At 69.2% G+C, this 12749-nt stretch carries 10 protein-coding genes; 7 read left to right on the top strand and 3 right to left on the bottom strand.

The window, feature by feature from the left end:
* Window positions 1-168: 168 nt before the first annotated feature.
* Window positions 169-1893 (bottom strand): hypothetical protein, encoded by a 1725-nt coding sequence (locus ACU0DV_RS07785; protein ID WP_446241116.1) that lies wholly within the window; start codon window positions 1891-1893, stop codon window positions 169-171.
* Between the two features lie 382 nt (window positions 1894-2275).
* Between ACU0DV_RS07785 and ACU0DV_RS07780 the strand changes: the two genes are divergently transcribed.
* From ACU0DV_RS07780 to ACU0DV_RS07750, 7 genes are all read left to right on the top strand, one after another.
* The gene (locus ACU0DV_RS07780; protein ID WP_446241117.1) at window positions 2276-3289 is read left to right on the top strand and encodes an ABC transporter substrate-binding protein; all 1014 of its coding nucleotides are present in this window, start codon (window positions 2276-2278) and stop codon (window positions 3287-3289) included.
* Between the two features lie 108 nt (window positions 3290-3397).
* Window positions 3398-4180, top strand: coding sequence for an ABC transporter ATP-binding protein (locus tag ACU0DV_RS07775; RefSeq protein WP_283980916.1), 783 nt, complete (start codon window positions 3398-3400; stop codon window positions 4178-4180).
* A gap of 105 nt (window positions 4181-4285) precedes the next feature.
* Window positions 4286-5047, top strand: a complete 762-nt coding sequence (locus ACU0DV_RS07770) for an ABC transporter permease (RefSeq protein ID WP_100929583.1) — start codon at window positions 4286-4288, stop codon at window positions 5045-5047.
* A 246-nt stretch (window positions 5048-5293) separates the two neighbouring features.
* A complete protein-coding gene (locus tag ACU0DV_RS07765) occupies window positions 5294-6079 on the top strand; it encodes a crotonase/enoyl-CoA hydratase family protein (protein ID WP_446241118.1) in 786 nt (261 codons plus the stop codon).
* Entirely contained in the window at window positions 6072-6521 is a 450-nt protein-coding gene (locus ACU0DV_RS07760; protein ID WP_446241119.1) for a MarR family winged helix-turn-helix transcriptional regulator, read from the top strand. The genes ACU0DV_RS07765 and ACU0DV_RS07760 overlap by 8 nt, the downstream gene beginning before the upstream one ends.
* Before the next feature lies 1 nt (window position 6522).
* A complete protein-coding gene (locus ACU0DV_RS07755) occupies window positions 6523-7791 on the top strand; it encodes a flavin-dependent oxidoreductase (protein WP_283980913.1) in 1269 nt (422 codons plus the stop codon).
* A 128-nt stretch (window positions 7792-7919) separates the two neighbouring features.
* Entirely contained in the window at window positions 7920-8921 is a 1002-nt protein-coding gene (locus ACU0DV_RS07750) for an aldo/keto reductase (protein WP_446241120.1), read from the top strand.
* 164 nt (window positions 8922-9085) lie between these two features.
* Here the strand turns inward: ACU0DV_RS07750 and ACU0DV_RS07745 are convergent, their stop codons facing one another.
* Together ACU0DV_RS07745 and ACU0DV_RS07740 are read right to left on the bottom strand one after the other, a co-directional pair.
* Window positions 9086-10684: an acyl-CoA dehydrogenase family protein gene (locus ACU0DV_RS07745; RefSeq protein WP_446241121.1), complete on the bottom strand. Its 1599-nt coding sequence runs from the start codon at window positions 10682-10684 to the stop codon at window positions 9086-9088.
* Between the two features lie 221 nt (window positions 10685-10905).
* Complete coding sequence (locus ACU0DV_RS07740; protein ID WP_446243178.1) at window positions 10906-12738, bottom strand: feruloyl-CoA synthase; 1833 nt, start codon at window positions 12736-12738, stop codon at window positions 10906-10908.
* Window positions 12739-12749 lie beyond the last annotated feature (11 nt).

Raw genomic sequence — 12749 nt, 5'->3', positions numbered from 1 at the left:
CCCCCCCCCCGCCCCCCCCCCCCCCCCCCCCCCCCCCCCCCCCCCCCCCCCCCCCCCCCCCCCCCCCCCCCCCCCCCCCCCCCCCCCCCCCCCCCCCCCCCCCCCCCCCCCCCCCCCCGGTCGGATCGCGCAGCGATCCGAAACCGGAACCGGCGTCAGTCGGGGCGGTCATGATCCTTCCCGGGACCGGCCGAGGCCGAAGGGGTTGGGCGGGGCCTGCCTGTCTTCGGCCTCCCTTGCGGTGTCTTCGGGGGCGGGGCTGCGGGTGCCGCCCTTGCCGCCCGCCACATCCGCCGCGACGGAGAGCGATTCCTTGACGGCCGCCTGCGTTTCCGCCGTCTGGCGTTCGATCTGCGCGAGCAGGCTTCGGGTTTCCGAGAGCCCCTCGCGGGTGATCGAGGTGGCGGCGCGGATGGTCTCGCCGTATTCCGACAGTTCCGACAGCGCGTTGGAGAGGTCCTGGTTGATCTCCTTTGTGCCGAGCGCCACGCGGATGACCTCGCGCTGTCCCAGTTCGGCGGTGGTGCGGTTCATGCGTTCGAGGCTGATCTTGGCGGCTTCGGAGCTTTCGCCGAGCGCCGCGGCAGAGACGGCCTGCAGCACGGTCGAGAGCTGGTCGGCCACGCCCGCCACGCCGGAGGTGTGGAGCTGGCGCGTCTTGGCGACCTGCTGTTCGTTCGCCACCTTCATGGAGTGGATGCGGTGGCCGGAGGCGGTCAGTTCGGCCAGCACCGCGGTGGTGTCCACCGACGACCGGCCGAGGTTCGAGATGTAGGCGTTGATGTCGCGTTCCAGGCGTTCCTGCCCCAGCTTCTCGAGGTCGCTGCCGGCCGCCTCGATCGACTTGCGGATCTCCTCGCGCCGGGCCTCGTTGCGGGTGTCGACTTCCTTCGTGGCGTCCGAGAGGATCGCGTACATCGACCGCATGGTGAAGTTCGCCTCGTCGAGGTTCTCGATCTGGCCGTTCATGCCGTTGAAGTGGCCGAGCACGCTGGAGACGCGGGCCTCCGTCGTGTCGATGAAGTCCTGCGCGGACTTTACCAGCGCCTCCTGCCGGGCCTTGTGCTCCTCGGACGTGATGTCGAGCAGCTCCTTCAGCTTTGCCTTCTCCGCCGCGAATTCGGCGTATTGCGCGCTTTGCGGAGCGTCGGCGTCGAGCGCCTTCATCTCGGCCAGGATGCCCTGGAGCTTCTTCGTGTCAGCGGCCAGCGCGACCTCGTTCTGGGCCATCTTGTCCTGCGCCGTCTTCTTCACCCCGCCGAAGCCGAAGAAGCTGCGGTCGTCCTTGAGAAATCCGTTCTCGGCCTTCAGCGCGCGGATGTTGTCCTCGAGATCGAGCATCTGCTCGCGCAGGACGGCCTTCTTCCCGGCGCGCTGCTTCGCGTCCTCGCGCTCGCGCAGGAGTTCCTGGAAGATGTCGAAGGTCACACCGTTCATGCGCAGGGTGTAGACGGCTTCGACGATGTCGGTGAGCGGGCCGATCCGCTCCTCGAAGGTCATGAGCGCGGTGTTGATGTCCTCGAAGACCTGCTTGAGTTCGCCGAAGGCCTCCGTGTCGGTGAGCGCGATGATCTCCTGCGCCATGCGCTTGCGCTCGAACTGGAGGTATTCCTTGAAGGCGTTGAAGGCGGCGAGATTCTCACGCGCCCTGGCGCGGTCGTCGGTGAAGGTCAGGGCCTGAGTCACCTGGTCGAGCTTGTCCTGAGGCGAGGCGCTTTCGTCGAGCATGATCCTGAAGAACGGGTTGTCCTGGATCGCGGCAGAGGCCTGCCCGGCCGTCTTTTCAGTGCCTCTTGTTTCGGCATCCGCCTGCGCCGCCGGCGTGGCATGGGCCTTCACGAAGTCCCTGGCAGAGGTGATCTTGGCGGCTTTGGGCTTGGCGGCGTCGGACATGAAATACCTGTTCCTGAATGGCGGTCCCGGCTGGCCGGGACGGATCAATTGCCGCTCACGATACATCGCGTGATGCGATTTGGAAGCCGCTTTCGTCGTTTTTCCGGGCAGGTTCAGTCTGTTGCAGCGGGCGGCGAGGGGCGTGGCCCGGGGTCTTCGCGCGAGCGCGCGGGCCGGAGAAATCGCCATGGTTGAAAGGGGCTTGCGGCTGTCGCCGGGCCGCCCATGGCCCACATGCGCAAATTTTGGGCGCACCGCGTTCATCTGCCCGATTGTTGAACGTTTCGCTTCACCCGCGCGCCCGCGCCATGGCAGGGTGATTGCCGGGCCCCCGCCGAGAAAGACGAAAAGGGGGCATACAACCTGACAGGGGAGAGACACCGTGCTGCATCGCAATCTGTTCGCGCTTGCCGGTCTGTCGCTGGCCACCGGACTTGCCACCGGAGCCGCCGCCGAGACCGATATGCCGTTCGCACTGGACTGGAAATTCGAAGGGCCCTCCGCGCCGTATTTCGTCGCCATCGACAAGGGCTATTTCGGCGATGCCGACCTGACGGTGGAAGTGACCGCCGGGCAGGGCTCGCTCGACGCCATTCCGAAGGTCGCGACCGGCGCCTTTCCGGTGGGCTTCGCCGACATCAACTCGCTGATCAAGTTCCTCGACCAGAACCCCGGCGCGCCGGTGACGGCGGTCATGATGGTCTACGACAAGCCGCCCTTCGCCATCGTCGGGCGCAAGTCGCTGGGCGTCGAGACGCCGAAGGACCTGGAAGGCAAGGTGCTGGGCGCGCCGCCGCCGGACGGCGCATGGGCACAATTCCCGATCTTCGCCGCCGAGAACGACCTCGACATGGACGCGATCACGGTGGAGCCGGTGGGCTTCCCGACCCGAGAGCCGATGCTGGCCGAGGGCAAGGTGGCGTCGGTCACCGGCTTCTCCTTCTCGTCCTTCCTGAACCTCGTGCGGCTGGGCGTGCCGGAGGACGACATCTCCACCATCCTGATGGCCGACCACGGCGTCGACCTCTACGGCAACGCGATCATCGTCAACACCGACTTCGCCACCGAGAACCCGGAGGCCGTGAAAGGCTTCCTTGAAGCGGTCGCGATGGGCTGGAAGGACGCCATCGCCGATCCGGCGGGCGCCACCGAAAGCCTGATGGAGCGTAACCCGGCGGCGGATGCGGAGCTCGAAGAGCGTCGCCTGCAGCTGGCCATCGACGCCAACGTGGTGACCGACTGGACGCAGGCGAACGGCTTCGGCGGGATCGACGACGACCGCATGGCAAGCGCCATCGAGCAGATGAAGCTGACCTACGAGTTCCAGAACGAACCCGACGCGTCGCTCTATTTCTCCGACGCCTACCTGCCGGACGGCGGCTTCGCGCTAGAGTGACAGGACAGGTGGGGAACCCGCCCTGCCGGGCGGATCCCCCACCCTACGAACGGGCCGGGCCATGGGTCCGGCCCCTTTCACAACGACACGACCGGGCGCGGGGGCCACATGGGAAATCTGATCGACATCAAGGATGTGCGGCACACCTACCAGACGCAGAACGGCCCCTTGCCGGTGCTGGACGGGCTGAACGTCTCTGTCCCGGAGGGCGGCTTCTGCGCCGTGGTCGGACCGTCGGGCTGCGGCAAGTCCACCCTGACCCGGCTGATCGCCGGGCTGATGAAGCCGGATCAGGGCGAGGTCTGGCTGCACGGCGAACGGGTGAAGGGACCGCGCTCCACCGTCGGCATGGCCTTCCAGAACCCCGTCCTGCTGGAATGGCGGACGATCCTGCAGAACGTGGTCCTGCCGCTCGAGATCGTGCCGAACAGGCTGTCGCGGAAGGAGCAGGAAGACCGCGCGCGCTACCTGCTTTCGCTGGTGGGGCTCACCGGGTTCGAGGACAAGCGCCCCTCCGAGCTCTCCGGCGGCATGCGGCAGCGCGCCTCGCTCTGCCGGGCGCTGGTGCACAAGCCCGAGGTGCTGATCCTCGACGAACCCTTCGGCGCGCTCGACGCCTTCACCCGCGAGGACCTCTGGCAGACCATGCACAGGGTGAAGGAGAAGGAGCCCTTCACCGGCGTCCTCATCACCCACGACCTGCGCGAGTCGATCTTCCTCGCCGACCAGGTGATCGTGCTGTCGGGGCGGCCCGCCCGCACGCAATACGTGCTCGACGTGCCGGACACCGGGCCGCGCGACCTAGACCACCTCTACACCGCCGAGGCCGCCGAGATGCTGGGCATCCTGCGCCACCAGATCGAGATCGCGCAGGGCAGGGCCGCGGCCTGAGGGTGCCCCCTCCGGCAGGCGCTCCTCCCCCTGCTTCTCTGCTTCGAAAATACTCACATTCCGGCGCCGCCACACGCGCCGCCGCCCGACCGAAAAAGAACCGCCATGCGTCTCAAAGCCTTTCTCACCCCGGTCATCGCCGTGATCATCTTCCTCCTGCTGTGGGAACTGCTGGTCTGGGCCATGGGCTGGCCGAACTACAAGATGGCCTCGCCCTCGGACCTGCTGCCCGCCTACACCCGCTACTGGGAACTGTTCCTCGTCATGGGCTGGCAGACGCTCTGGCGGACGGTGGCGGGGCTGCTGCTGGCCATCGTGGTGGGCGTCGTGATCGGCATGATCATGGGCTTTTCCCGCACGATGCGCGACGCGCTCTACCCGCTGCTTGTGGGCTTCAACGCCATCCCGAAGGCCACCGTCGTGCCGATCATCGCGCTGATGTTCGTCGGCATGCACGACTTCAACACCGTGCTGATCGCCTTCATGATCTCCTTCTTCCCGATCGCCGTGTCGATCTCCATCGGGCTGTCGACGCTCGAGCCCGAGTACCGCGACATCCTGCGCTCGCTCGGGGCCAGCCAGACCACCATCTTCTGGAAGATCGCCCTGCCCAAGACCTTGCCGGAGTTCTTCGGCGCGCTGAAGGTCTCGGTCACGCTGGCCTTCATCGGCACCAACCTGATGGAGATCGTCTCGCCCCACGGCCGCGGCCTCGGCGCGCTCTTCGACTCGGGCAAGACCAACTCCGACTACCCGCTGATGTTCGCTGTCCTGATCGCGCTCGCCTTCCTGGGCATCGTTCTCTACTACGTCGTCGTTGCGCTGGAGAAGGTCTTTGCGGGCTGGGCAGAGCGCGCGCCGGGCTGAGGCGGGAGACCGGCGCCGAGGGCGCGTCAGCGGCGCGGAAACCTCTGGACAGGTGCGCCGGAAGCGGCTGAAACTGGACGGCAGCCGCCCGGCACACCCACGGGCCATGTCCGGCGCGGGCCCTGCGCATTATCCGCACACGCCCCGGCCTGTCCGAAACAGCGCGCTCCCGCGTTGACACGACTCGACAACATTGTTTACGTGTGAACAAACTGGCGCCGAAAACGGCTGCCGCGGGAGGATCGCATGGACACGACAGAGACGCTCGTCACTTACGAGCTCAAGGGCGCCGTTGCGCTGATCGGGCTGAACCGTCCCGAAAAACGCAACGCGATTTCCGACCGTTTTGTCGAGGCCATCGACGAAGCCGTACAGCGCGCGCAACGCGAAGCCCGCGCCGGGGTGATCTTCGGCCACGGCAAGCATTTCTGCGCCGGGCTCGACCTTGCCGAACATTCGGAGAAACCGCTCTTCGAGGCGGTGAAGGGGTCGCGCCGCTGGCACGCGGTCTTCGACGGGATCGAGCGCGGCACCATCCCCTTCGTCGCGGCGATCAGCGGGGCCGCGGTGGGTGGCGGCTTCGAACTGGCCGCCTCCACCCAGATCCGCGTGGCGGACCAGACCGCCTTCTTCGCCCTGCCCGAAGGTCAGCGCGGCATCTTCGTGGGCGGCGGCGGCTCGGTCCGGATCGCCCGTCTGATCGGCGCGCCGCGCATGGGCGACATGATGCTGACCGGCCGCGCCCTGAAGGCCACGGAGGCCGAGGCCTGGGGCGGCGTGTCCTACGTGGTGGCGGAAGGCGAGGCGCTGACCAAGGCCGTCGCGCTGGCCGAGCAGATGGCCACCAATGCCGAGTTCACCAACTACGCGATCATCAACGCCCTGCCGCGCATCGCCGACATGTCGTCCGAGGACGGGCTTTTCGCCGAATCCATGGTCGCGAGCCTCGCCACGATGACCGACGACGCGAAGGACCGCCTGCGCGCCTTCCTCGAAAAGCGCGCCGCGAAGGTGCAGGACCCCAATGCCTGAGGGCGACGAGGCCCTGGCCTACGGCCCGCTGGCGGACAGCCTCGGGTTCCTGCTGCGCCTGTCGCAGCTGCGCAGCTTTGCCCAGTTCTACAGCGACTTCGAATCCGCCGGGATGCGTCCCGGCGAATGGTCGGTGTTGCTGATGCTGGCCGAGAACCCGGGCGTCCGTCAGGGCGTCCTGGCCAAGGCGCTGCGGATCAAACGCGCGCACATGACGAAGATGGTGCACGGGATGGAGGCCGAGGGCCTCGTCCGCCGCACGGTGCCGCAAGGCGACAAGCGGTCGGTGGAACTCTGGCTGACGGAGGAGGGCACGGCCCGCGTCGATGCGCTCCGCCCGTCGTTCGTGATCCACGAGGGTACCTCGCCCGTGCCGCTCAGCGACGCGGAGGCGGAGCAGCTGAAAACCCTCCTCCGGCGCTACCTGAAGATGGAGAGCTGACATGGCCGACCCCGTCCTGATCGCCGGAGGCGGCATCGGCGGCCTCGTGACCGCGCTGACCCTGCACCAGATCGGCGTGCCCTGCGTGGTCTACGAGAAGGTGCGCGAGCTGAAACCCCTGGGCGTGGGCATCAACCTGCAGCCCAACGCGGTGCGCGAGCTTTACGACCTGGGCATCGGGCCGGAGGTGCTGGACCGCGTCGGCGTGCCCGCGCGCGAATGGGCGCTGGTCGGCCTGAACGGCAACGACATCTACGCCGAGCCGCGCGGGCTGGAGGCGGGCTACGACTGGCCGCAATACGCCGTGCACCGCGGCGCCTTCCACATCGCGCTGCTTGAGGCGTTCCGCGAACGTGCCGGCAAGGACGCGGTTCGGACCGGCCACGCCTCGGCGGGCTACGAACAGGACGAGGACGGCGTCACGCTGGTGATGCAGACAGAAGCCGGCGAGGTCCGCGCCCGCGGCAGCCTGCTGATCGGGGCGGAGGGCATCCACTCCGCCACCCGCGCGCAGATGCACCCCGACCAGCCGCCGATCCACTGGGGCGGCGCGGTCATGTGGCGCGGCACCACGCGGGCGGCCCCGATCCGCACCGGCTCCAGCTTCGTGGGGCTCGGCACGCACCGGCACCGGATGGTGATCTACCCGATCTCCGCCCCGGACGCGGACGGGCTGGCGACGATCAACTGGATCGCCGAACTGGTCGTCGACAAGAGCGAGGGCCGGGGCGAAAGCGGCTGGTTCCGCCCGGTGGAAATCGCGGAATTCGCCCATCACTTCGAGGGCTTCCGCTACGACTGGCTGGACGTCCCGGACCTGCTGTCCCGCGCCGACATCGCCTACGAGAACCCGATGATCGACCGCGACCCGATCCCCACATGGGTCGACGGGCGCGTGGCGCTTCTGGGCGACGCGGCCCATGCGATGTATCCGACCGGCTCCAACGGCGCGAGCCAGGCGGTGATCGACGCGCGCACGCTGGGCCAGTGCCTGCTGGCGGAGGGCGTCGGCCCGGCCGCGCTTGCCGCCTACGACGCGCGCCTTGCCGGACCCGTGGGCCAGCTTGTGCTGCGCAACCGGGGCGCCGGTCCCTTCGGCCTCCTGAACATGGTCGACGAACGCTGCGGAGGGGAGTTCGACGACATTGACGCGGTGATCCCGCCCGCGGAACGCGACGCCTTCATGGCGGGCTACAAGGCGGCGGCGGGCTTTGCCCGCGAGGCCCTGAACGAGGCCCCCCGCATGATCCCCGAGGGCGCCCGCGTCTGACGCGTTTGCCCGCGTGCCACCAGCGGCTGCCCCTGGTTGATACTGGCAAAGAAACCTTCGCCTGCGCCCTTGGCCCCGCCCCGCTTTTCGGGGATGGTCGCGCAAACGGACATGCGGGAGACGAGGCGATGCTGAAACGGGAACTGGGGGCCGGCGGCCCGGAGGTCGCGGCGCTGGGTGTGGGGGCGATGTCCTTCTCGGACTTCTACGGTCCGGTCAGCGTCGAGGAGGCGCACGCCGTGCTGGACGCGGCGCTCGACGCGGGCGTGACGCATATCGACACCTCCAACGTCTACGGCATGGGCCGCTCCGAAGAGACCATCGGCGCCTACCTCAAGCGCTACGCGGGCAAGGGCGGCATGCCCTTCACCATTGCCACGAAGGCGGCGATCACCCGGGACGCGGAGGGGCGGCGCACCTTCGACAACGCGCCCGAACACCTCGAGGCAGAGCTGGACCAGAGCCTGAGGCGCCTTGGGGTGGAGCAGGTGGCGCTCTTCTACGTGCACCGCCGCGACCCCCGGCACGAGATCGAGGCGGTGACGGAAACCCTCGCCGCGCTCAGGGCGAAGGGCAAAATCGCCGCCTTCGGCTTTTCCGAGATCGCGCCGACCTCGCTCCGGCGCGCGGCGGCCGTTGCGCCGGTGGCGGCGGTGCAGTCGGAATACTCGCTGCAGACGCGCCTGCCGGAACTGGGACTTCTGCAGGCCTGCGAGGATCTCGGCACGGCGCTGGTCGCCTTCTGCCCGGTGGGCCGCGGGCTGCTGTCCGACACGCCGCCCACGCCGGAGCGTGTGGCCGCGAGCGGCTTCATGTCCGGCAATCCGCGCTTCACCGGCGGCAACCTCGACCGCAACATCGCGGCCAGCGCGCCCCTGCGCGAGATGGCGGCAGACATGGGCGTGGCGACCGCATCCCTCGCCATCGCATGGACCCTGGCCAAGAGCCCCGCGATCCACGCGATCCCGGGCACGCGCAGCACCGCGCATTTCGCCGAACTGGTCGCCGGCGCCGGTATGAAGCTGTCGCCCGACATCGTCGCGGAGATCGAACAGCGGCTGCCGGTCGGCTGGTGCCACGGCGCGCGCTACTCCGACGCGCAGTCCGTGGGACCGGAAGCCTACTGCTGACGCGGCCCAAGCGGAGCGTCGTCCGGTTCGGGCAAACCCGGTGCTGCCTTCATCTTGGCAAAAATACCTGAATGCCCCGACGCACCGGCGCGCGCCGCCGGCAGGGGGCTGTTCACGGGGCCACCAAGGTACGCGCGCCCGAAGGGCGCGCGGATCGGATCGCGTCAGCGATCCGAAACCCTCAGCGCCCAGTCCACGCCAGCCTCTGCCACCGCCATGCGCGCCGCCGCGCCGGAGAGCCAGAGGTCGAGCGCCGCGCTTGGACCGAGCGATCCAAGCAGGCGCTCCGCCAGCCCCGCGGCCACGACCTCCCAGGCGGCGCGCAGCGCCGCGTCTGCGGCAAGGGCCTGCGCCTCAGGTTTCGCGCCTGAAAGCCGCTCCACGAGGGTATCGAGCCGCGCCAGCAGCGCCGGGAAGACCGCGTCCCCCTCCAGCCGGGCCGTCAGGGCCGCGCGGATTGTCGCGCCGTCCTTCAGCAGGCGGCGGAACAGCACGTCCTGCGCCTGCATGCCGGTGGTGCCTTCGTAGATCGTGGTGATGCGGGCGTCGCGGAAGTGCCGCTCGGCGGGCCATTCCCGGGTGTAGCCCGCGCCGCCCAGCACCTGGATCGCGGCACAGGCATTGGCCTGCCCCATCTCGCCGCCGAAGGTCTTGGCCAGCGGCAGCAGGAAGGCCGAGAGCGCGGCGGCCTCCGGGTCGCCGCCCTGCGCCTGGCCCAGCGTGACGGCGGTCTCCACCACCAGGGCGGCGGCGATCAGCGCGCGCGCCTCCATCAGCCAGAGCTGGCGACGGACGTCCGGGTGGGTGGCAATGGCGACGGGGGCGGCGTCGGGCCGTCCGCCCTGCCTGCGGTCCCCGGCATAGTCGCGCGCCAGCGTGGCGCATGTGGCGGCGACGCCCGCGCCCTGCACGCCGACCTGCAGGCGCATCAGTTCGATCATGTTGAAGAGCGCGGGCAAGCCGCGGCCGGGCGTGCCGATCAGCGTGGCCTCCGCACTTTCGAACCGCAGCACGCAGGTGGGCGAGCCGTGCAGGCCCAGCTTCTCCTCGATCCGCTCGACGAAGATGCCGTTCCTGCTGCCGTCCTGCAGCGTGTCGGCAACGAGGAACAGCGACAGGCCGCGCGTGCCCTCCTCCGGCGCGCCGGTCCGGGCGAGGCAGAGTTGGCCGATGCGCTCTGCCATGTCGTGATCGCCGAAACTGATCCAGCATTTCGTGCCCGAGACGGTCCAGCCCTCGCCCTCTGCCGTGGCCCTGGTGCGGATGCGGCCCACGTCGGAGCCCGCGTCCGGCTCCGAGATGCAGATCGTCGCCGCCCACTGGCCGGAGGCGAGTTTCGGGCACCACTCTGCCGCCAGTTCCGGCGCGGTGGCTGCCAGGCAATGCGCCGCCGCGCGGGTCGATCCCAGCGCCATCATGAAGGGCAGGGCCGCGCCCTCCATCGGCAGGGAGGCTGCCGCGTGCAGCGCCAGCGGCAGGCCCATGCCGCCAAGGTCTGGATCGAGGTCGGCGGCGATCCAGCCGTCCGCGCCCATCTGCCGGAAGGCGTGCGCATAGCCATCTGGCGTCCTGACCCGGCCATCCTCGATGCGGCAGCCCGCCGTATCGGCATGGGCGGCGAGGGGCGCGAGGGCGGTCTGCGCGAATTTCGCGGCCTCCGAGAGGATCTGCAGCGTGGCCGTGTCGTCGAGGTCGGCGGCCGCGGCCTGTGCCGTCCAGCCGGGCGTGGCGTCGAGGAGGGAGAGGAGCGTTTCAGGTGTCATGCGGAGGCCTTGCGTTCAGGGGAACGGGGTTCGGATCGCCGTGCGGGCTTTCCTTCGGAAATCCCTGCGGCGATCCGACGGTCGCGCGCCCCCGGCGCGCGGGACGTGCCTGTGCCGGGCGTCGGTGCGGGACGGCGCCGTCCGCAAGGCAGGTATTTCCGCCAAGATGAAGGGGGCGGGCAGCGCCCCGTTTCCGGCGGTGGCAGGTGCGGGCACCGGGGTCAGCCTTTGGCGACGTGGAGGACGCGCGGGTCTTCGGACCACAGCGCCTCCACCAGGTCGGCGCGGTGGCGCAGCACGGCGCGCTGGTTGATCGAGCCCTTGTCGGTGACCTCGCCCTTGTCGAAATCGAGCGGCACGGACATGTACATCAGCCGCAGGACGCGGGACGCGGAGCCGGTGGCGGCCCGCGCGTGGGCGGCGAGCCGGTCTGCGGTGCGTCTGCGGACCTCCGGATGGGACAGGAGTTCCTCGCCGTCGAGGTCTTCGCCCGCGATCTCGCGCAGGGCGGCGCGGTTCGGCACGACAAGAGCGCCGAGTTCGGTATGGCCTTCGCCGGCGATCACCACGTCGGAAGCGAGGCCGCCGAGGTCGTCGGTCAGTTTCGCCCGCAGGGGGCCGACGGCGACCCATGTGCCGGAGGCGAGCTTGAAGTTCTCGGCGAGCCGTCCGTCGAAGAGCAGACCCTGAGACGGGTCGTCGGGATCGGCGAAACGGAAGGCGTCGCCGAAGCGATAGAAGCCTTCCTCGTCGAAGGCCTCTTCGGTCAGCGCCGCGTTTTTCCAGTAGCCGGGGGTGATCGAGGGGCTTTTCACCCGCGCCTCCAGCTTGTCGCCCTGCGGCACGAGTTTCAGCGTCACGCCATGGGCGGGCAGGCCGAGGTTGCCGGATTTCTTCTGCCGGGCGGTGTTGATGACCGAGAAGGGGCCGGTTTCCGTCGCGCCGAAGCCGGAGGTCAGCAGCACGCCGCCCGGCACCATCTGATCGCAGACCCGGGTGAGGCGGTCCCAGACCGGCTGGGACATGCCCGCGCCCGCGTAGAACAGCATCTGGATGCGCCTGAAGAAGGTCTCGCGCAGCTTCGCGTCGGTCTCGAAGGCGTCGAGCAGCATCTGGTAGCCCAGCGGCACGTTGAAGTACCAGGTCGGCGAGATCTCGTGCAGCGTCTCGATGGTCTTGTGGATGGCCTTGGGCGTCGGACGGCCGTCGTCGATGTAGTAGGTGCCGCCGTTGTAGATCACCATGTTGAAGACCTTGTTCCCTGAGGCGGTGTGGTTCCACGGTGCCCAGTCGACGACCACGGGGGGCGTCTCCTTCATGAAGGTGAAGCACTGTTGCACCATCTGCTGGTTGGCGCAGAGCATCCGCTGGGTCTGGATCACCGCCTTGGGCGAGCCTGTGGTGCCGGAGGTGAAGAGGAATTTCGCCACGGTGTCGGGGGTGACGGCGGCGGCGGCCGTGGCCTCCGCATCGGTCAGGGGTGTCTGCGTCAGGTCGTCGAAGGACAGCGTCTCGCGCCCCTTCACCGTGCCGGTCAGGGAGGCCACGGGCACCTCCGCGCCGAAGACCGTCGTGATCGCGTCGGCGTAGGGGCCTGCGTCGTCGGCGAAGATCAGACCGGGCGAGATCTGGGCGGCGATGTCGCGCAGCTTGGCGTAGTCGCCGCCGGTCAGCGCGTAGGCGGGGGCGAGGGCGGCTGAGGGCACGCCCACGTGCTGCGCGCCGAGCGCCATGAGCGCATGGGCGATGGAGTTGCCGGAGAGGATCAGCACCGGGGTGTCCTGCGTCAGGCCGCTGCGGGCGAGCGCCTCGCCGATGGCGCGGATCCTGGCCCAGGCTTCGCCGTAGGAGAGCGTGTCCCAGCCGTCGCCGGATTTCTCGGCCATCCAGATGCGGTCGGGTGCCTCTTGCGCCCAGTGGGCGAAGCGCTGGCCCATGTGGTCGGGATAGGCGCCCAGCGGCTCTTCCTGTGCCAGCAGGATGGTGCCGTCCGCGCGGCGGTCGACGGTCAGGCGCGGTGTCCAGAAGGACACCTCTCGCGGTGTTGTGGTCATCTCTCCTCCGG

The organism is Sagittula sp. (genome assembly GCF_052825245.1).
Note: the sequence above shows the minus strand (reverse complement) of the source record. Positions and strands in the feature narration are given on the sequence as shown.